Below are 18,120 nucleotides of genomic sequence, written 5' to 3' on the forward strand. Positions count from 1 at the left end.
CTCACCCCCTGGCTTCGGCGATGACCGCGGCGAGCGTGCGCTCGACCAGGTCAACCTTGAAACGGTTCTGTTCGGTAGGACGTGCGTCCGCGAGAAGGATACCGGCGGCGGCGCGCGTACCTTTCGCAAGAGCGGCTTCGGCCGCCTCGACACGCCAAGGCTTGTGGGCAACTCCACCGACGGCGACCCGTCCGGTTCCATCCGGTTGGATGACGGCGCCGACGGAGACGAGCGCGAAGGCGTAGGAGGCGCGATCGCGGACCTTCCTGTAGATGTGGCGCCCCCCGATCGGCGGCGGGAGAATGACCGCCGTGATGAACTCGCCGCGTTCCAAAACGGTCTCAATATGCGGCGTATCGCCCGGCAGACGGTGGAAATCGGCGATGGGGATGGAACGCCGGCTGCCGTCCCCCTTCACCGTTTCGACCACGGCGTCCAGCGTCCGCATGGCGATCGCCATGTCGCTCGGATGGGTGGCTATGCAGGCGTCGCTCGTGCCGACGACAGCGTGCTGGCGGCTAAAGCCGCCGATGGCCGAACAGCCGCTGCCTGGCTGCCGCTTGTTGCACGGCTGATTGGTATCGTAGAAATACGGACAGCGCGTGCGCTGCAGGAGGTTTCCCGCCGTCGTCGCCCTGTTGCGGAGTTGGCCGGATGCGCCGGCGACGAGCGCTCGGGAGAGCAGCGCGTAATCTCGACGGACGGTTTCGTGCGCGGCGAGCTCGGTATTGCGGACGAGCGCTCCGATGCGCAGCCCGCCCTCCGGGGCGGCTTCGATCTTGTCCAGGCCGAGGTCGTTGACGTCTATCAGATGCGTCGGCGTCTCGATCTCGAGCTTCATGAGGTCGAGAAGGTTGGTACCGCCGGCGATGAACTTCGCGTCCAGATTGGAGGCGGCCGCCTTGGCCGCGGCCTCGACGGACGAGGCACGCTCGTAGGTGAAGGCTCTCATGCTTTTGTCTCCGCGACTTCGACGATGGCGTCGAGAATGTTGGAATAAGCGCCGCAACGACAAATGTTGCCGCTCATGCGCTCGCGGATTTCGGCCGGCGTGACGGCCGTCTGTGCGGTTAGGTCGCCAGTGACGTGGCTCGGGATGTTCGCCTTGATCTCTTCCAGCACCGCCACGGACGAACAGATCTGTCCGGGCGTGCAGTAGCCGCATTGGAATCCGTCATGCTTGACGAAGGCCGCCTGCATCGGGTGGAGATCGCCTGGCTTTCCGAGACCTTCGATCGTCGTGATCTCGTCACCCTCGTGCATGACGGCCAGCGTCAGGCAGGAATTGATGCGATGGCCGTCGACCATGACCGTGCACGCGCCGCACTGGCCGTGATCGCATCCCTTCTTCGTGCCCGTCAGATGAAGATGCTCGCGCAACGCGTCGAGCAGCGTCGTCCGGTTGTCTACGTCGAGGTCGCGGCTCTCGCCGTTGACCGTGAATGAAACCTTCGATGTATAGGCCATTTCATTACCCGCCGACTGTGCCACCGCCTTCCCGGCGGCCCCGGTGACCGCGACAGTCGCGGCCGACGAGATAAGTAAGTCCCGGCGGGACATTTCAAGTTGGATCACTGTCTGCATGTCCAGTTCCACTTCGTTCGTTGGACGGAGGCGCGCGAGAGAGATCGCTCGCGCAACAACGCCGTTCGAAATGTAGAGAATGCTGGGACAGCGATTAGGGGGGCTTTCGCGCATACAGTTATCGATCTGGCTCATGAAAGCTCCTTGCCTGACCTGCGGGTGGGCACCAATCCCAGCCAGCGGGGCGAAATACTCTCTTCTCGCGTGGAACCGCAGGATCCTATCACGCCCGAGATCTTCACGACGCTCGCAAAGCCTCTGCTCGCAGTTTTCGACGCGGGGGGAACGATGTTTTCACCCTGTGCCGGACAACATCGCCGTTACGAAAGACGTCGAAGAGTACCTCGGTGGCAAGGTTGGTCGGACGTTGTTTTCGAACTCGGATTATAGACGGTATGACGACGCCTTGCGTTTGACGCCGGACTGCACGCCTGAGTAGATCAAACAGGTCGAAGAACGTCTGACTTCTGCAAGACAGCATGGGGAGGTCAGTTCTGGACTGCGCCGGTCCCATGCCCTGATGACCTGCCTGATACCGTGCGGCAGCCCGAATTCGCACCTTCATTTCCTGGACGGGTTGGGTGGTGGATACACAAAGGCTGCTGCGATGCTGAAGCTCAAAGCGTTGAATTGCCATCCGACATTGCGACTGCCTGAATCGAGCAACCAGCCACCGGTGCTGCCATAGATACACGCGGATACAAAAACGAGGTTTCGGGACACATCCCTGGTTCAAATGTCGTGTGAAATCCCAATGCGACCCATCGGGCCATGAATGGCCTAATTTTACGAAGGATGACGACATGAAAACTATCCATGCAATCGCGCTTGCCCTTGCTTTCGCGGGAAGCGTATCTCCTCTCAGCGTGGCGCTCGCTGAGCAGCCATTGCAACGCACCGATCTGCTGAAGAACGATGTCGATATACCCGGTCACCAAGTCGTGCAGGTCCGCGTTGATTTCGTACCAGGCGCTCTGGCCGCAAGGCATTCCCACCCCGGCGAGGAGGTTGCTTATGTCCTTGAGGGAACGCTGCAATACGAGCTCCAAGGCCGAAAGCCAGTCGTGCTTACGGCCGGGCAATCCTTGTTCATTCCATCAGGCGTGGTTCACTCAGCAAAGAATGTCAGTAGCGGCAAAGCATCGGAGTTGGCAACCTACATTGTCCGCAAAGGCCAACCACTCGTCGAGCCTGCGAAGTAGGTCCCGCGAATCTCGTTTTTTCAGCGAACGCCGATTTTGGGGTTTTTTTAACAGTATCGGCCCCAAGCAGCGAAGCGGCATGCTCTTAAAACCAAAGATCGCTAACACAGCGCCCTTTGGAAGGAAGGTCTTCAAACGTGTCGAGACCGTCGAAATGATCAATAGGCAGATCATGAACGAGATCTGGTGGCGCAAGCCGCAAGTTTACGGCCATGCGCCGGCGGCCATCCTGTTGAAGCCGTAAGCCGCGCCAGCTCAATACACACGCGCAGGATGGGCAGAACAATACCTCGAGAGACGACTTATCCCTGCCTGCGCGGGTGTAGGAGGCAGTCTGCCCGGTGACCGCGATACGCTCTCCTTCGTAATCATAGGCCCATAGAGCGCCGTAGCGTCGGCAGAGCGTGCAGTTGCACGCTGTGATTGAGCCTGGATCACCTTCGAGTGTCCAGCTCGCCTTGCCGCAATGACATGAGCCCGTCAGCATGAGCGTAGGTTCAATCCTGCTCCATATTCAAGGATGGCATCCTGCCCCAATCACGCGATGACCGCAATTGCCGCGATCCGACCGGTGTCGCGCCCTAAGAGGTCAGATGGGTTTCCTCTAGACTTCGGCATTTCCGCGATCTACATTCGAGCTTCTGTGAGCCTGAAATTGTATCAAGCCTCAGCCCCTTCGCGTCGCCCACAGCAATGAATTGCGGTTTGGGCCTACGCTTCAGCCCTCAATCCAACGCAATCTCACCGTGCAAGCGGGAGGAGTTTCGATGGCCACTGCCCAATGCGCCTGCGGCGCTCTTAGACTGATGCTTAGCGAACCACCACAATTGACTGCGCTGTGTCACTGTTTCGCTTGCCAGCGAAGGATTGGTGCGCCGTTCAGCGCTAACGCGTTCTACTCGATTGACTGTGTCGAAATAATTGGAACGTCTACAGAATTCATTCGTACTGGCGAGAGCGGTCGCAAGGTCCGAATGCATTTTTGTCCAATTTGCGGCTCGACCGTCTACTGGAAGGTCGATGTTTCGCCGTCCTGGATCGGGGTGGCGGTAGGTTCATTTGCCGAGCCGGCCTTCGCGCCGCCTGCCATATCAGTATTCGAACAATCGAAGCATAAGTGGGTGCAGCTGGACGAAACGGTAGAGCCTTTCCAAGGCCTTCCAATCGGCCAATATTAGGATGAATCGACCCAGGGAGGCTAGCAGTTGGTGGGCGCACCGAACTTCGGATTTCGGCACAACGGCGGACATCGACAGTCCCGTCACTAAGCTTCGCGCCGCAATTCGGTCGTTACTGAGGGCCGTCGACTACCCCGAAAGCGGACGTTTCGAAATGTTAAATATTCAGAGCGGTCCTGGATCGCGGAAGGGGATGTGACATGGTGGATTCTGATCGGATCGACAACCTGATCGCAGCGGTGCCCCCCGCCTTGGCGCTTCGCGCCGGGCTGGACCTTGGCATCTTCACCCGGATCGGTGGCAGCGCGGTGACTGCTGATAGTCTTGGGGCGGCACTCAAAGTCGAGCCCGATCGTCTGTCGCGGCTCCTCTACGCGCTCGCCAGCATTGGTCTCCTCGAAGTCAAGGATGGTGAATTTCGCAACGGCGCCGAAGCGTCGGCCTTCCTCGACGCGTCCAAGCCGACCTATCGCGGCGGCGATCATGCGCTCCTGCGCGAGCTCTGGGGAGCCGACCTGCTGACTGCAGAGTCGCTGCGACAGAACCGGTCGGCTGCGCTGCACGACTTTTCCGAAGCGGGGCCTGAGGCCGCGGCGGCCTTCAGCCGCAGGCTCGCACCGGGCGGGGTGATTTTCGGCCGACATCTGGCCCGGGAGATGGACCTCTCGGCGATCTGTTCGGTGATCGACATCGGCGGAGGCCCCGGGACCACTCTCGTCGGACTTCGCGAGCGGCGGCCGCAGATTGCGGCGACGCTGATGGAACTCCCAACGGTCGCAGCGGTCGCGCCAGATATCCTGTCAGAATACGGTGCCGACGACGTGGTTGTCGAAGAGGGGGACATAACTGTCGCGCCATCGATCGGTCGGCACGATCTGGCGATCCTCAAGGCCGTGGTCCAGGTCCTTCCGCCGGACAAGGCGCGCAGTTCGATCCTGAATGCGGCGCGTTGCCTCACACCCGGAGGCGAGATCGCAATTGCGGGGTGGGGTGTCGTCGATGACGACCGCCTCGGCCCGCCTGAGGGCGTCTTTCTAAATCTCACCTTCTTGAACCTCTATCGCCACGGCGAATCGTACACTGATGGTCAGTATCGCGCGTGGATGACCGAGGCTGGATTCCGGGATATCTCCAGGTCGCGCCTGACGGACGGCTCCACGTTGTTTCGTGCGCGCCTCACGGGCTGACCGCAGCAGAATGGTTGGTTTCGGACGCAAGGATCTCCGAGGCGCCCCGACCCTATCCGGGGAGCCCTGCAACCTCCAGCGCCAAGAGCGTTCGCTTGTCCGGCGTCAACTCGAAGCGAGCCATATCGATGAGCTCGCATCGGCGAGCAATATTCCTTCCCGACGAATTGTCGAGGCGTGCGGTCTCCAATTGGAGCCGGTCCTGACATGCGGAATTGCGACCCCTCATGAAAGCGTGCGCTTTATAAAGTGACATTGGATGGAGAAGAGCGCGAAGCTGACTTTACCACATTGAACGCGCTGGTCTCTTTCAAGCCAATCCAACTTGAAAGCTGACCATCCGCCTGCGTGAAGAGTTTCGGGCGCCGACGGGCGTACGAATGTCGCCGAGGAAGGAATCCGCTGCAGTCTCCGACCCCGCGGAACAACAGGTCGTAGACCAGCGCCTTGTTGTGGAACGCGACATCGGAGACTGCAGCGGGCTCGTTCTCCGGCCCCGGAGCGGACATGCGCCGTGCCAACGCAATTTCGTGATTGTGTTTCGTAGCGCGTTGGTGGAGTGTCATGCGCAGAAGCGAAAGGAGTTGGCACGCTGATGGGCTGGTCGGAGATACTTGCATTTTTGTTGGCGGCCACCTTTTTGGTCACCTCACCTGGGCCAAACGGAGTGCTGATTGCCAAGACTGTGCCTACGTCCGGTCGCGAGGCCGGATTTGCTAATATTGCTGGCTTCTTTACCGCGTTCTACGTGCATGGTGCACTGTCGATCATGGGCATCTCAATCATCCTACTGAAATCCGCAACCGCCTTTACGATCGTAAAGTATCTTGGAGTTGCATACCTAGGCTGGATCGGGATCAAGGCGCTGTTTGCCGCGTACAAAGGGATCGAAACGGTAGCGAATGTTGCGCCTGCACGACCTCAGCGAAGTCTCCTCAGAGCCTTCGCTGAGGGATTCCTGACGAACGGCTTGAATCCCAAGGTGTCGATGTTCTATCTCGCCGTATTTCCTAATTTTATACCGCTAAATGACCATGCTATAGCGTATGCCTTTCTACTCGTTTTCCTGCATTCTATGGTCAATGTTGTTTGGTTTGGCTCCATAGTTGTTCTATTCTCGAAATTGACGTTCGTTGCACGGCACGGGCGCTTTCAGCGCTGGCTGAAAGGCGTGACAGGCGTCGTGTTCATCGGATTTGGGTTAAAGTTGGCGACTTATCGGCCAACCGTCTGAGGTCTGGTGCCTTTGGATTTGTTGTAAGCCGTGTTGATGTGGCCGATGCCGCGGTCGCCTGTCAGCCCTGAGGGTTGATAGTTTCGTGGGCGATCTCATAACTGCTCGACGTTCCCACTATCTCAGATCCGGCCGTCATGACCCGCCTATTTCCGAACATTTTCTAAGATTTTCTAATTGAGATTGCAGCCGGAAGATGGTCCTATGCGATCCGCATAGCTGCCTTTCTCGCCCCTCCCGATATTAGATCGAGTGGCCCCATGTCGATTTCAGAAGCGATCTACCGTCCCTTCGAGACGCTGATCCGGCCGCTCGACATCCCTTACCGGCCGCTGCCTTCCAAGGGGCCTGTGGCCGTCCTTCTGCACTTCATCTCGATGTTTCGCGGCGTTCTGATCGCCCTGGCGCTTTCCTCCATGACGGTCGAGGCGATCAACCTGACGATCGTCTGGGGACTTTCGGTCATCGTCGACGGCGTGACGCAGAAGGGCGCGTCTGCCTTCCTGCACAGCGAATGGCCGCTCCTTACTTTCCTCGGGCTCCTGATCTTTCCGGGCATGCCTGTCGCCTCGTTTCTTACGAACACCCTCACCTCGCATACGCTCGGTGTCGGCATGCCGGCCGCCATCCAATGGCAGGGTCACAAGGCGGTGGAGAGGCAGGATCTTGCCTTCTTTCACGATCTCTTTGCCGGACAGGTCGCCTCGCGCCTGTCGCAGGTGGCGTCCGCCGTCCAGCAGCAGATCATCGCCGCCTTCCAGTCCATTCCGCGCTTTCTGCTGCAGATGGTCGGCTCCGTGATCCTGCTTACGAGCCTGTCCTGGCAGCTCGCCCTGCCAGTCGTCGTCTGGATCGCGCTCAATGTGGCGCTCGCCGTCAGGATGGCGCCAGTCTTCGCAGAACGCTCGCGCCGCACCGCCAAGCAGCGCAGCCTCGTCGCCGGCGCCATTACCGATCTCTACACGAACATGCAGATGATCAAGCAGTTTGCGGCCGAAGACAGTGAGGCGGGCGCCATCCGCCGCGTCATTCAGAAGGCCATGCAAACGCAGCACAGGGAACAACGCATCTATCGCACGTCGGAACTGACTGTCGTGGCGCTCAATATGGCGCTCTGGCTGGCGATGCTTTCGATCGGTTTTTCGGGCCTCGTCAACGGCTTTCTGACGGTCGGAGAGTTCGTCGGGGCGGTCTACATTCTCAACCGGCTGTCCGGGCATACCTTCACCTTCCTGCAGATGGGCCAGCAGATCTTCCAGGCGATCGGCACCATCAAGGACGCCATGCCGGTGATGACGACGCCGCCCACCATCACCGACCGGCCGGACGCGGCCGAAATGACGGTCAGCCGCGGGGAGATCCGTTTCGAAAATGTCCGCTTCGCCTACAGGTCCGGCACGCCGGTGATCGATGCGCTGTCTTTGACGGTCCGGCCCGGCGAGAAGGTGGGCCTGGTCGGCCTCTCCGGGGCCGGCAAGACCACGCTGGTGAGCCTGCTGCTGCGCTTCTACGACATACGGGACGGCGCGATCTTGATCGATGGACAGGACATCCGCGCGGTCACGCAGGCAAGCCTTCGCCGCAACATCGGGGTCATCGCTCAGGATGTCGCACTGCTGCACCGTTCAGTCGGCGACAATATCCGTTACGGCCGGCCTGAGGCGACGCAGGATGAGATCGAACAGGCGGCGAAGATGGCAAGAGCCGATGCGTTCATTGCCGACCTTGCGGACGGCGAAGGGCGCAGGGGCTATGACGCCTTCGTCGGCGACCGCGGCATCAAGCTGTCAGGCGGCCAACGGCAGCGTGTGGCGATCGCCCGCGTTCTGCTGAAGGACGCGCCGGTCCTCGTACTGGACGAGGCGACCTCCGCCCTCGACAGCGAATCTGAGGCCGCCATCCAGGAGAAGCTCAACCTGGTGATGGAGGGAAAGACGGTCGTTGCCATCGCACACCGCCTTTCAACCATTGCCAGGATGGACCGGATCGTCGTGCTCGATCAGGGACGCATCGTGGAAGAAGGCAGGCCCGACGACCTGGTCGAACAGGACGGCCTGTTTGCCCGTCTGTGGAAACGCCAGACCGGCGGCTTTATTCCTGAAAAAATCAATTAATCTAATTGTTTATCCCGTTCGCGCAGGTAGACGCTTCTAAGGTATTTCGAGGCCAAGCGGATCTCATTCCCAAAAGGCCGGCGGAGCGGTCCTCGGGCCGGAGTGAGCGCAAAATCAGCGACGTTAGGATCAGCTCAGATTCGCCAGGCCATGTCGCGTCAGGTGGTAGCGGGGCCGCCGGTTGATCCGCAGTTGTTTTCAGATTTACGCAGCAAACGCGACCACCGCAAGGGGAGCATCTGGCCCCGCCCTGGCAGGCAGTCCGCCCCTACACGTCAGGACGCCACTTCGTCCTGAGGCAGCTGGATCAACGCCCTTGCTGCAGCTTTCCCCGCCGCGAGCATGCGATCCGATAATTCCGTCCCTTCCACTGCGCGGGCCAGTTGCAGCGAGCCGATGAGCGTCGCAAAGACACCCAGTGCCACACCGTCCGGATCCTTGGCCTGGGGAAGTGCGGCAGACAACTGGCGCACCAAAGACAGTAAGTGGTGGGTGTAGACTTCTCGCGTTTCGGGTGGCTGGCGCGCGAGCTCCGGCAGAAGCGCGGCAGAAGCGCAGCCCTTTCCCGGATTGTCCCGGTGCTCAGCTGACAGATACGCCTCTATGGCCATCTCCGGGCCAAGAGAGGCCAGTGCTTCCGCAAGTTGCTGCGACTGGAGCTCCATAGCTGCCACCACGCTTTCACGCACAAGCTCCGCCTTGGAGTGAAAGTGCGGATAGAAGGCCCCGTTCGTAAGTCCGGCGTCGCCCATGATGGTTGCCAGTCCAGACGCTGCTATGCCGTCACTTCGAAAACGGTCGGCAGCGACCTCCATGATCCGGCCGCGTGACGCGTCCTTTCGGCCCTTTTCGTAACGCATGGCTGCTACTCCTTTCTGCTATTGCATTATACTCATAATTCTATATTATAAACGTAATCTAATTAACGCGAAAAAGCTAGCCCTCACGATTTTGGAGCACGAAATGAAGACGAATTCGGGAAAGACGGCGCTCGTGACCGGAGCCTCCTCAGGCATCGGCCGAGCCAGCGCCGAGGCACTGGCGCGGGCCGGGTTTACAGTTTTCGGGACAAGTCGACGCGCGGTCGGCAACGGCCCAGACGGGGTGACCATGCTGGTTTGCGACGTAACAGACGGCGAGTCAGTCGCATCGCTGGCTTCGACGGTACACTCGCAGACCGGCCGTATCGACCTCCTGGTCAACAATGCCGGCGTCGGCATGCTTGGAGGCGCCGAGGAATCCTCGGTGGCGCAGGTACAGGCCCTGTTCGACGTCAATCTGTTCGGCGTCATCCGCATGACCAATGCGGTGTTGCCGGCGATGCGGCGGCGCGGTGGAGGACGCATCATCAACATAGGCTCGATCTTGGGATTGGTCCCCGCGCCATACTCGGCTCACTATTCGGCCGCCAAGCACGCGCTCGAGGGCTATTCGGAATCCCTCGATCATGAGGTTCGTGCCTTCAACATTCGTGTCTCGGTCATCGAGCCGGCATTCGTCCGTACCGTCTTCGACCAGAACGGGATCGAGCCGGATTCCGCGTTGAAAGAATACGATCTGGCTCGAGCCGGGGTCGACGCGCTCCTTCGCGATGTGATGCCGAAAGCCGATCGGCCCGAAGTTGTGGCGGATGTGGTCGTGAAGGCCGCGACCGATGTTCGTCCGCGACCGCGCTACACCGCCGGCAAGACCGCGCGGCAGGTCAGCCTCCTGCGCCGTTTTGCCCCCGCGGAGATATTCGACAAGAGCTTGCGCAAGCAGTTCCGCTTAGCGGTCTGAAAAACAGCGATGCAGAGGATTTCACGCACATGCGTCAAGCAACCACAACACAATTGGCCAGGCCCTACAGAACGGAAGTGCCAAGCATGACGCATACATCCAATCAGTCGCCCCGTTCACGGGCATTGTTCCAGGACACGCCAACTCGCTCTGTCGATGTCGGCGGCACGGCATTTGTCTACCGGGAGGTCGGGCCCAAGACGGGCGTGCCGGTGCTCCTGCTCAACCATCTCGCGGCTCAGCTGGACAATTTTGATCCGCGCATCGTCGATGGCCTCGCTGCGACCCGGCGGGTGATTGCCTTCGACAATCGCGGCATCGGTAGTTCGGGTGGCAAAACTCCGTCGACCATTCCCGAGATGGCGCGGGATGCGGTCGCCTTTATCCGGGCGTTGAGCTTCGAGGAAGTTGACCTCTTCGGCTTTTCACTCGGCGGCTTCGTGGCGCAGGAGATTGTGCTGACTGAGCCTAAGCTTGTGCGCAAACTCATCCTGGCTGGCACGGGGCCAGCCGGTGGGGAAGGCATCGACAAGGTGACGCCGCTGACGATCGCGGACATGATCAAGGGCGCGCTGACTTTTCGGGATCCGAAATACTATCTCTTCTTCACAAGGACGCCGAATGGGCGGCGCGCTGCCAAGGCATTTTTGGAACGGCTGAAAGAGCGCCGGACCGACCGGGATGGGGCGATATCGCTGAGCGCGTTCGTCGCGCAACTCAAAGCGATCAAGGCCTACGGACTGCAGGCACCGCATGATTTGAGCGCCATCCGCGTTCCTACTTTGGTTGCAAATGGCGACCAGGACAGGATGGTGCCGAGCAGCAATACCTACGATCTCGCCCGGCGTATCCCGGGGGCGCATCTGGTTATCTACCCGGATGCAGGGCATGGCGGGGTATTTCAGAACTTCGCCGATTTCGTCCCGAAAGCTCTGTCGTTCCTCGAGGCTGAGGCCTTCCCGCAGGGCGGCTATGCAGCTGAAAACGTTCGACTTGTTTCGTCCAAATACACCAACAGACATTCTTAGAAAGTCACTGCCATGAAGGCATTCGTTGTCGATAAGTATAATAAAAAGGGCATTCTGCGGCTGGCCGAGATGCCGGAGCCGGAGCTTCAGGATCACGACGTCTTGGTCGAGGTCCATGCTGCAGGGGTGAATCTGCTGGATTCAAAGATCAGAACAGGCGAATTTAAGCTCATCCTTCCCTATCGCCGACCCTTCATCCTTGGCCACGATGTGGCCGGGATGGTGGTCCGCGTGGGATCAAACGTCCGAAAATTCAAGCCCGGCGACGAAGTCTACGCACGGCCGCGCGATGGCCGGATAGGGACGTTCGCCGAATCCATCGCCATCAATGAAGCCGACGTCGCCTTGAAGCCCAAGAACCTCAGCATGGAAGAGGCGGCCTCGATCTCGCTGGTCGGTCTGACTGCCTGGCAGACGCTCGTCGAAAGGGCAAAGCTGAAGAAGGGACAGAAGGTCTTCATTCAGGCTGGCTCCGGCGGCGTGGGAACATTCGCCATCCAACTGGCAAAGCAGCTCGGCGCGACCGTTGCGACAACAGCGAGCGCAGCGAGTGCCGATCTGGTAAAGGGTCTTGGCGCCGATATCGTCGTCGACTACAGGAAAGATGACTTCGAGAACGTCCTGTCGGGCTACGATGTCGTCTTGAACAGCCAGGACGCCAGAACGCTTGAAAAATCCCTGAATGTGCTGAAACCGGGTGGGAAGCTCATCTCCATCTCCGGCCCCCCGGATCCCGAATTTGCCAGGGAGCGGGGACTGAACCTGGTGCTGAGGTTGATACTGCGCCTATTGAGCCGCGCTATTCGGATCAAGGCCAAGCGCCGTGGCGTGAAATATTCGTTCCTCTTCATGTGCGCGCAGGGTGATCAGCTGACCAAAATCACGTCACTCATAGAATCCGGAGCGATCCGCCCGGTTGTCGATCGCGTCTTTCCATTTGCAGCGACCAATGAGGCTCTGGCTTACGTCGAAACAGGACGTGTCAAGGGCAAGGTCGTCATCAAGGTCAGGTAGCAATTCCTTGTTTTTGTAAGAACGCAAGACGGCCTCGCTCGACGTCCGGCCATGGCGCATTCCTGCCGGTGTCGGCCCATTGCTGATGTTAATGCTTTTGGTATGCTACCCGCATGGCTAGTATGGATTTGACAGCACTTTCAGCCGCAAGGGATAGGATCATCTCGGTCGCGTCGGATCACTTCAAAGGTGATCCCAATGTGCTAGCCATCTTTATTTCTGGCTCCGTTGCGGCGGGAAGCTCGGACGCATACTCCGATGTAGACCTGCGGGTTGTTGTGCGCCACGAACGTCATAGCTGGTTCGTTGAGCATCGGCGCGACTTTCCACAGCAGTGGCCCGGCTTTCTTTTCAACGAATGGATGCCCAGAACCCGTCACTGCGTTTCACATTTCCGGCCCTTCAACAAGCTAGATATCTTCTATCTCGATGCCACGGAACTCACACCATCGGCGTGGTACCGACTTCCTACGATCATCCTGCATGATCCTGACAAAATTGTCGCTGACGTCGTTGATCGCTCCAAAGACCTGACCTTTGTTCTCACGGTTGACGAGATCGACTTCTCTATCAGTAAGGGGCTTGCGGCGGCGCATGAGACATACAGGCGTGCGAAACGTGGAGAACTCTTTTACTCCCAAACTCTTCTCGACGAACTGCGTCAACACATGATGCAAGCCGACGACTGGCTTTATGACCGGACGCCCGGGACGTCGGTCCTCGCGAAATTCGACCGACCGTCCAGTCTGGATGTGCGAGAGGTCCTAGTAGGCTCGTATTGCCCGTGTGATGCAGAAATGATCTTGGGTGCACTAAATCGTCTATTGGCCGTCTATCGCGGACAAATCGTGCACCTGCATCACCGGTTTAAACTGAGCCGCCCAATAGAACACGATCTGACCGCGTTGGATATCTGCACGCAATGACCGCAATTGGCGGCGCTTTTCAGCCGAAGGCCCGCGACGGCCGTCGGCTTGGGGAAACGTCGATCCGGCGGAACTACTCAGGCCGGGCGAACTTCGGCAAGCCGCTTGACTGCATATTCGTCCCGCCAGCAGACGGCGGCTTCCCATGCGGCTGATGCTTGCGCGGCGATGTCATGCGCGCCGTCGTCGAGATCGGCAGCGTTGCCGGGCAGCACCAGGTCAAGGTCGGGGACGTCGACATGTGCCTCGTCCCAGTCGATCAACGTGACCCGATCTGCGGTCATGCGGACGTTGCCGGGGTTGTTGGGGTTGCCGTGGACAACGCATGTCCGGCGTCCGACTAGCCGTGCCCATGCTGCCCGACATCTGATGACGCCCTCCGGCGGCATCGCGGCTAGGTTGATCCTCGTTCCGGTTTCGGCATGCAGGAGGTCGCTCGACGATCGCCAGCCCGGGCGCTGCGGCCAGCCCTGCGTCAACCGATGCAGCTCGCGGAGCGTTTCGGCCACGCGACGCCAGTCGGCCTCCGTCTCGGGCGGTCCGCCCTCCATGTATCTCATGACCACCAGACCGTCCACGAACAGCCGGCCGTCCATCGTCGGGATCGGCACTGGAACGGTCATCCCTTCACGGTCGAGATGTTGGAGCAGCCCGGTTTCCCTTGCGAGATCAGCGTCGGTCCTGGAGCCGCGACGACCGACGGCGATCTGCCTGTAGATGCGAACGCTCCACACGTTGTTAGCAACTCCGCCGGTGAGTGGTTCGATGCGAACCGCATCTTCACCCCATTGCCCGAGTGCTTCCCATCCCATTGACGATATCCCTGGCGGTCGTGATCAAAATCGACGGAGAAATAGAAAAAGTTTGCGACGCCACGATGTCCGCTGTCGGCCCAAAGCGGACGAACGGAACAAACTTGTTCGTAAAAATTAAGGCCCAGATTTCCTTTCTGGGCCTCATGTGATGTCAATGACGTGCCGCGTGAATCACGCCGTCAGGTGCTGATTGAAGAACGTGGAGAGCTTGTCGAACGGAATGAGGTCGACCCGGTCGTAGAGATCGACGTGCCCGGCACCCTTGACCCAAACCAGTTCCTTCGGCTCTGCGGCACGATTGTAGGCATCCTGGCTGAACTCCTTCGAATGGGCTTGGTCACCGGAGATGAACAGCATCGGGCGGGGAGAAACGGTCTCGATGTCGTTGAACGGATAGAAGTTCATGAACTTCACGGCGCTGGTCAAGGTCGGCTTCGTCGTCGTCTGCTTCGTCGCGCCAGCGGGGGTGAATTCACCACGCGAGGTCCGATAGAAGTCGAAGAACTCGCGCTGAACGGGATCGGTGTCGGCCGTCAGTTCCAGAACCGTGCCGCCGATGTACTGGGTTTCTCCGCCATCGAACTCCGCCCAGCGCTGTTCGGCTGCCGTCGCGACGAACTGCTTGCGCTGTTCGACGGTCTGCGACTTGTTCAGTGCATCGCGGAACGCCGCACCCATGTCATACATGCTGACCGTGGCGATGGCCCGAATGCGAGGGTCGATCTTGGCCGCGCTGATGATGAAGCTGCCGCTGCCGCAGATGCCGATGCCGCCGATCCGCTGGCGGTCCACATATCTCTGGCTCCCAAGGAAATCCACGCCTGCGCTGAAGGCCTCGGCGTAGACATCGGGGGAAACGAGATTGCGGGTCGTGCCTTCGCTCTCGCCCCAGAACGGCAGGTCAATGGACATGGCCACGAAGCCCTGCTCAGCCATCTTGGTCGCGTAGAGGTTGGCGCTTTGCTCCTTTACCGCTCCCATGGGGTGACCGACGATGATCGCCGGGGTCTTGCCGTTGCGGTCCAGGTCTTTCGGGGTGAACAGGCTGCCTGCGACGGTCGTCTTGTACTGGGACTTGAACGTCACTTTCTGCATAGTGACCTTGTCGCTGGTGTAGAAATTGGCAGCGCCACGGGACATGTCCTGCGCCATTGCCGACGAAAAGCCGACCAGAAAGGCAGCTCCGACCGCAGCCACACCTGCACCAGTCATTTTCAGAATCTGGCGGCGGTCGAGGCCTGCCGAGGTTTCGGTCTTGTCATTCATGGTCGTATCTCCGTGAGTTGAGGAAAAGGCGCATGCAAATTCGGGTGTCGTCAAACCTGTTCAATGCGGAGCGAGAACTCGCCGCGCATCAGCAGGGGTTCGAAGCCGTCGTCGAAACGGCCAAGACGGATCAGGCCGGATGAATAGCGGTAGCCGCTGTGGAAGAGCGCCAGGTTGCCCCAGGGCGCGTAATAGCAGAGGTCGCCCGGACGCTCATTTTTGAACGGACCGCTCCCAGCCTCGCTCAGCTTGTGCGGTAGGTAGGTGATCTTCTCGTTGGTCGAGTAGTCCTCGATCTTCAGGTCCAGCGGCAGTATCGACGCGAAGTCGCGGGCCGAAGCATTATCGTAGAGGGTCGCGGTCATCGTCTGACCGTTGAACGTCATCCTGATTTTCACCTTGCTCGCCTCCTGGCTTGCGGGATCGTTGCCCTGTTGTGCTCGGGCCAGCGGCGGGAACATCGCAGTCACGACCATCGACCCGAGTATGGCGCGGCGGCTGAATGTCTTGGAATTCAGAACCATGTCAGTTGCTCCTGAGGTAACGCCATGCGACAGCGGCAAGGACGGACGAGCCGGTCAGAAGCGCGGCGGCAAAGGCAAAGGTGGTCCACCAACCCGTCGTGTCGAACAGAACGCCTCCGAGAGATGCGCCCATGGTGATGGCGAGCTGGATGGTGGCAACCTGCAGGCCGCCGCCTGCCTCCGCGTCGTCGGGCATGGTCCGACTGAGCCATGTTCCCCAGCCGACCGGGGCGGCCGTGCCGAACAGGCCCCATGCAATCAGAAGGATGGCGGTGACGACGGACGACGTGCCGAATGCGATCAGCAGCAGTGCGATGGCCGCCATCACCAGCGGGATCGATCCCAGAATGCTGAACAGCCGTGTTTGAAGAAGGCCGCTGACGCAGTAGGTGCCGACGATGCCTGCCAGTCCCATCAGAAGGAGCAGCAGGGAAAGGGTCGAGATCGAGACCTGGGTCACGGTTTCGAGGAACGGGCGCAGATAGGTGAACAGCGCGAACTGCCCCATGAACAGCAGCATGACGGAAGCCATGCCGATCGCCACCTGCGGACGGGCAAGCAGGCGCAGGACGCTCGGCGAGCCTTCCTTACGGCGTGGCGGAAGAGATGGCAGGCTGATCCACTGCCAGACGAAGGCCAGCAGGGCGAGTGGCACCACGGCGAAGAACGCGCCACGCCAGCCTATATAGGAACCGAGCAGGCTGCCCAGCGGTGCGGAAATCGTTGCGGCGATGGCATTGCCCGCATTCAGCATCGCCAGTCCCTTCGCAACGGCCTCTTCGGGCACCAGGCGCATAACGATCGCGGTCGACATCGACCAGAAACCGCCGATGGCGACACCGAGCATCGCACGGCCGATCATCAGCACCACGTAGTTCGGCGCAAAGGTGACGATGGTCCCGGAGAGGATCAGAAGCAACGTCAGAGACGTCACCACCAGCCGGCGGTCCAGTCTACTGGTCACCGACGACACGAACAGGCTGGTGACGACAGCGAAGATGCCCGAGATCGAAATCGCCTGACCCATATGACCTTCTGTGACGCCGAGATCCGTCGCGATTGGCGACAGCAGGCTGACGGGCATGAATTCCGAGGCGATCAGAACGGCAACGCAAAGCGCCATGGAGAACACCGCTCCCCAGGCTGCGGTCAACGGGACGTCTTTACCTCGCGGGCTGGCCGCACTCTCTGCCATCAGTTCGAAGACGAGGTCGGGATCGATTGTGAGTGCTTGCTGTGTCATGAGGGCAATATACAGCGCACGCACTTCACTGATTAGCCGTTGCAATTAGGATGGACTTATCGAATGGTGACATAAGTTATCGGGAGGTTTGCGTGAAGAGAGAAGACCTGAACGACATGCTCTGGTTCCTCGTGGTCGCCGAGGAGCGCAGCTTCACCAAGGCGGCCGCAAAGCTCGGCACCTCGCAGTCGACGATCAGCCATACGATCAAGAACCTCGAAGCGCGGATGGGATTGCGGCTTCTGACCCGCACCACGCGAAGCGTCTCGCCCACAGAAGCGGGCGAAAGGCTCATTCGATCGCTCGCTCCCCGGATAGAGGAGATCGAGACCGAGATCGACGAACTGATGGAAATCCGCGACACCCCGTCCGGAACGGTCAGGATCACCTTGTCCGACCACGCGATGGAAAGCGTCGTGTGGCCGAAGCTTCTGCCCGTGTTGAAGGACTATCCGGACATCAAGGTCGAACTCAACACCGACAACGCTTTCCGCAATATCGTCGAAGACCGATTTGATGCCGGGGTCAGACTGGGCGAGAGCGTCGACAAGGACATGATCGCCGTGCGGATCGGGCCGGATTGGCGTCTCGTGGCTGTCGGGTCTCCAGCGTATTTTGCCGCTCGGCCTGCGCCCCGGTCACCGCAGGAGCTTGTAGCGCACAACTGCATCAACCATCGCCAATCCCGATCCGGTGGCCTCTATGCTTGGGAGTTCGAAAAGGGAGACAAGGAACTGCGTGTTCGTGTCGATGGACAGCTCACATTCAGCACGTCCTACGCGATGATCGATGCGGCAGCCAATGGCTACGGGATCGCCTACGTGCCGGAGAACATCGTCGGCAACGACATCGCCTCCGGGCGGTTAGTTCAGGTTCTCGACGACTGGTCACCGATGTTTCCGGGCTACTATCTATACTACCCAAGCAGGCGGCAGAACTCTCCCGCGTTCAAGGTCGTGGTCGATGCGCTGCGCCTCTGAGTGAGAGGGCCGCCGCCAGAAGCGACTTCTCCTTTTGGCGCAATCC

General features: G+C 59.8%; 19 protein-coding genes. 11 read left to right on the forward strand and 8 right to left on the reverse strand.

What is annotated here, in order from left to right; genetic code table 11:
• Position 1 precedes the first annotated feature (1 nt).
• Entirely contained in the window at positions 2–952 is a 951-nt protein-coding gene (locus tag ACZ9BX_RS32085) for an FAD binding domain-containing protein (RefSeq protein ID WP_476222301.1), read from the reverse strand.
• On the reverse strand, positions 949–1,584 hold the full coding sequence (paoA, locus tag ACZ9BX_RS32090; RefSeq protein WP_476222302.1) for an aldehyde dehydrogenase iron-sulfur subunit PaoA: 636 nt from the start codon (positions 1,582–1,584) through the stop codon (positions 949–951). Before paoA ends, ACZ9BX_RS32085 begins: the two co-directional genes overlap by 4 nt.
• Before the next feature lie 439 nt (positions 1,585–2,023).
• On the opposite strand from paoA, the gene ACZ9BX_RS32095 reads away from it, so the two are divergent.
• Both ACZ9BX_RS32095 and ACZ9BX_RS32100 read left to right on the forward strand, forming a co-directional pair.
• The gene (locus tag ACZ9BX_RS32095) at positions 2,024–2,272 is read left to right on the forward strand and encodes a DUF3095 family protein (protein WP_476223103.1); all 249 of its coding nucleotides are present in this window, start codon (positions 2,024–2,026) and stop codon (positions 2,270–2,272) included.
• Positions 2,273–2,387: 115 nt separating this feature from the next.
• Positions 2,388–2,786: a cupin domain-containing protein gene (locus ACZ9BX_RS32100; protein ID WP_476222304.1), complete on the forward strand. Its 399-nt coding sequence runs from the start codon at positions 2,388–2,390 to the stop codon at positions 2,784–2,786.
• An 85-nt stretch (positions 2,787–2,871) separates the two neighbouring features.
• On the opposite strand, the gene ACZ9BX_RS32105 is transcribed toward ACZ9BX_RS32100, so the two are convergent.
• Positions 2,872–3,273, reverse strand: coding sequence for a GFA family protein (locus ACZ9BX_RS32105; protein ID WP_476222305.1), 402 nt, complete (start codon positions 3,271–3,273; stop codon positions 2,872–2,874).
• Positions 3,274–3,553: 280 nt separating this feature from the next.
• On the opposite strand from ACZ9BX_RS32105, the gene ACZ9BX_RS32110 reads away from it, so the two are divergent.
• From ACZ9BX_RS32110 to ACZ9BX_RS32125, 4 genes are all read left to right on the forward strand, one after another.
• On the forward strand, positions 3,554–3,964 hold the full coding sequence (locus ACZ9BX_RS32110) for a GFA family protein (protein WP_476222306.1): 411 nt from the start codon (positions 3,554–3,556) through the stop codon (positions 3,962–3,964).
• Between the two features lie 200 nt (positions 3,965–4,164).
• Complete coding sequence (locus tag ACZ9BX_RS32115) at positions 4,165–5,151, forward strand: methyltransferase (protein WP_476222308.1); 987 nt, start codon at positions 4,165–4,167, stop codon at positions 5,149–5,151.
• Between the two features lie 595 nt (positions 5,152–5,746).
• On the forward strand, positions 5,747–6,385 hold the full coding sequence (locus ACZ9BX_RS32120; protein ID WP_476222309.1) for a LysE family translocator: 639 nt from the start codon (positions 5,747–5,749) through the stop codon (positions 6,383–6,385).
• Positions 6,386–6,645: 260 nt separating this feature from the next.
• Entirely contained in the window at positions 6,646–8,499 is a 1,854-nt protein-coding gene (locus ACZ9BX_RS32125) for an ABC transporter ATP-binding protein (RefSeq protein WP_476222310.1), read from the forward strand.
• Between the two features lie 275 nt (positions 8,500–8,774).
• On the opposite strand, the gene ACZ9BX_RS32130 is transcribed toward ACZ9BX_RS32125, so the two are convergent.
• Positions 8,775–9,359 carry a TetR/AcrR family transcriptional regulator gene (locus ACZ9BX_RS32130; protein ID WP_476222312.1) on the reverse strand — a complete coding sequence of 195 codons (585 nt, stop codon included), beginning with the start codon at positions 9,357–9,359 and terminating at the stop codon, positions 8,775–8,777.
• A gap of 103 nt (positions 9,360–9,462) precedes the next feature.
• On the opposite strand from ACZ9BX_RS32130, the gene ACZ9BX_RS32135 reads away from it, so the two are divergent.
• From ACZ9BX_RS32135 to ACZ9BX_RS32150, 4 genes are all read left to right on the forward strand, one after another.
• Positions 9,463–10,278 carry an oxidoreductase gene (locus ACZ9BX_RS32135; RefSeq protein WP_476222313.1) on the forward strand — a complete coding sequence of 272 codons (816 nt, stop codon included), beginning with the start codon at positions 9,463–9,465 and terminating at the stop codon, positions 10,276–10,278.
• An 86-nt stretch (positions 10,279–10,364) separates the two neighbouring features.
• The gene (locus ACZ9BX_RS32140) at positions 10,365–11,306 is read left to right on the forward strand and encodes an alpha/beta fold hydrolase (protein WP_476222314.1); all 942 of its coding nucleotides are present in this window, start codon (positions 10,365–10,367) and stop codon (positions 11,304–11,306) included.
• A 12-nt stretch (positions 11,307–11,318) separates the two neighbouring features.
• Positions 11,319–12,320, forward strand: coding sequence for an NADP-dependent oxidoreductase (locus ACZ9BX_RS32145; RefSeq protein ID WP_476222315.1), 1,002 nt, complete (start codon positions 11,319–11,321; stop codon positions 12,318–12,320).
• Positions 12,321–12,442: 122 nt separating this feature from the next.
• Complete coding sequence (locus tag ACZ9BX_RS32150; protein ID WP_476222316.1) at positions 12,443–13,246, forward strand: hypothetical protein; 804 nt, start codon at positions 12,443–12,445, stop codon at positions 13,244–13,246.
• Between the two features lie 77 nt (positions 13,247–13,323).
• Here the strand turns inward: ACZ9BX_RS32150 and ACZ9BX_RS32155 are convergent, their stop codons facing one another.
• The 4 genes from ACZ9BX_RS32155 to ACZ9BX_RS32170 all read right to left on the reverse strand — a co-directional run bounded on the left by ACZ9BX_RS32155 (position 13,324) and on the right by ACZ9BX_RS32170 (position 17,046).
• Positions 13,324–14,058: a phosphotransferase enzyme family protein gene (locus ACZ9BX_RS32155; protein WP_476222317.1), complete on the reverse strand. Its 735-nt coding sequence runs from the start codon at positions 14,056–14,058 to the stop codon at positions 13,324–13,326.
• A 174-nt stretch (positions 14,059–14,232) separates the two neighbouring features.
• The gene (locus tag ACZ9BX_RS32160; RefSeq protein ID WP_476222318.1) at positions 14,233–15,327 is read right to left on the reverse strand and encodes an alpha/beta hydrolase; all 1,095 of its coding nucleotides are present in this window, start codon (positions 15,325–15,327) and stop codon (positions 14,233–14,235) included.
• 50 nt (positions 15,328–15,377) lie between these two features.
• Complete coding sequence (locus ACZ9BX_RS32165; RefSeq protein ID WP_476222319.1) at positions 15,378–15,851, reverse strand: cyclophilin-like fold protein; 474 nt, start codon at positions 15,849–15,851, stop codon at positions 15,378–15,380.
• A gap of 1 nt (position 15,852) precedes the next feature.
• Positions 15,853–17,046 (reverse strand): MFS transporter, encoded by a 1,194-nt coding sequence (locus ACZ9BX_RS32170; RefSeq protein ID WP_476223104.1) that lies wholly within the window; start codon positions 17,044–17,046, stop codon positions 15,853–15,855.
• 140 nt (positions 17,047–17,186) lie between these two features.
• Between ACZ9BX_RS32170 and ACZ9BX_RS32175 the strand changes: the two genes are divergently transcribed.
• Positions 17,187–18,074 carry a LysR family transcriptional regulator gene (locus ACZ9BX_RS32175; RefSeq protein WP_476222320.1) on the forward strand — a complete coding sequence of 296 codons (888 nt, stop codon included), beginning with the start codon at positions 17,187–17,189 and terminating at the stop codon, positions 18,072–18,074.
• Positions 18,075–18,120: the final 46 nt, after the last annotated feature.

This window comes from Rhizobium sp. USDA 3886, from assembly GCF_056279785.1.

Bases quoted from the DNA above. Each gene is read 5' to 3' on its own strand.
- ACZ9BX_RS32085 (WP_476222301.1), bottom strand. From the start codon at position 952: ATGAGAGCCTTCACCTACGAGCGTGCCTCGTCCGTCGAGGCCGCGGCC.
- paoA (WP_476222302.1), bottom strand. From the start codon at position 1,584: ATGCAGACAGTGATCCAACTTGAAATGTCCCGCCGGGACTTACTTATC.
- ACZ9BX_RS32100 (WP_476222304.1), top strand. From the start codon at position 2,388: ATGAAAACTATCCATGCAATCGCGCTTGCCCTTGCTTTCGCGGGAAGC.
- ACZ9BX_RS32105 (WP_476222305.1), bottom strand. From the start codon at position 3,273: ATGCTGACGGGCTCATGTCATTGCGGCAAGGCGAGCTGGACACTCGAA.
- ACZ9BX_RS32110 (WP_476222306.1), top strand. From the start codon at position 3,554: ATGGCCACTGCCCAATGCGCCTGCGGCGCTCTTAGACTGATGCTTAGC.
- ACZ9BX_RS32115 (WP_476222308.1), top strand. From the start codon at position 4,165: ATGGTGGATTCTGATCGGATCGACAACCTGATCGCAGCGGTGCCCCCC.
- ACZ9BX_RS32120 (WP_476222309.1), top strand. From the start codon at position 5,747: ATGGGCTGGTCGGAGATACTTGCATTTTTGTTGGCGGCCACCTTTTTG.
- ACZ9BX_RS32125 (WP_476222310.1), top strand. From the start codon at position 6,646: ATGTCGATTTCAGAAGCGATCTACCGTCCCTTCGAGACGCTGATCCGG.
- ACZ9BX_RS32130 (WP_476222312.1), bottom strand. From the start codon at position 9,359: ATGCGTTACGAAAAGGGCCGAAAGGACGCGTCACGCGGCCGGATCATG.
- ACZ9BX_RS32135 (WP_476222313.1), top strand. From the start codon at position 9,463: ATGAAGACGAATTCGGGAAAGACGGCGCTCGTGACCGGAGCCTCCTCA.
- ACZ9BX_RS32140 (WP_476222314.1), top strand. From the start codon at position 10,365: ATGACGCATACATCCAATCAGTCGCCCCGTTCACGGGCATTGTTCCAG.
- ACZ9BX_RS32145 (WP_476222315.1), top strand. From the start codon at position 11,319: ATGAAGGCATTCGTTGTCGATAAGTATAATAAAAAGGGCATTCTGCGG.
- ACZ9BX_RS32150 (WP_476222316.1), top strand. From the start codon at position 12,443: ATGGATTTGACAGCACTTTCAGCCGCAAGGGATAGGATCATCTCGGTC.
- ACZ9BX_RS32155 (WP_476222317.1), bottom strand. From the start codon at position 14,058: ATGGGATGGGAAGCACTCGGGCAATGGGGTGAAGATGCGGTTCGCATC.
- ACZ9BX_RS32160 (WP_476222318.1), bottom strand. From the start codon at position 15,327: ATGAATGACAAGACCGAAACCTCGGCAGGCCTCGACCGCCGCCAGATT.
- ACZ9BX_RS32165 (WP_476222319.1), bottom strand. From the start codon at position 15,851: ATGGTTCTGAATTCCAAGACATTCAGCCGCCGCGCCATACTCGGGTCG.
- ACZ9BX_RS32170 (WP_476223104.1), bottom strand. From the start codon at position 17,046: ATGGCAGAGAGTGCGGCCAGCCCGCGAGGTAAAGACGTCCCGTTGACC.